Source organism: Halalkalibacter lacteus (assembly GCF_036663595.1).
GTDB lineage: Bacteria > Bacillota > Bacilli > Bacillales > Bacillaceae_D > Halalkalibacter > Halalkalibacter lacteus.
In genome coordinates this window covers 1-271 of sequence record NZ_JAWRVL010000212.1, presented here as the reverse complement: position 1 = coordinate 271, position 271 = coordinate 1, and the positions used below count along the sequence as shown (strand labels likewise).

Below are 271 nucleotides of genomic sequence, written 5' to 3'. Positions count from 1 at the left end.
CCGACCTATGACATCGGCTTTACGGCCATCGAACGCTTGCTGGTCCGCATCCACGGCGAACGCTCGGTGCGCATGGAAATGCTGCTCGATCCCCGCCTCGTCTGCCGCGGTTCGACCGCCAGTGTGGACGGCCATCCGCAGCGTGCGCTGGTGAGCGGCATCGTGAGCAAGATGCGACCCGCGTCAACGGCGGCAATGGCGCAAACAAGCGGCAGTTAAATCCAGCGCTGGAACCGGTACCAAGGTGCAGGTTTTTGACCGTCGCACTGCG

1 protein-coding gene is annotated in these 271 nt (G+C 63.5%); it reads left to right on the top strand.

Annotated elements, in window-relative coordinates; genetic code table 11:
- On the top strand, positions 1-219 hold a 219-nt coding region (locus tag SAZ04_RS22120), incomplete at its 5' end, for a hypothetical protein (RefSeq protein WP_332699755.1).
- Positions 220-271: the final 52 nt, after the last annotated feature.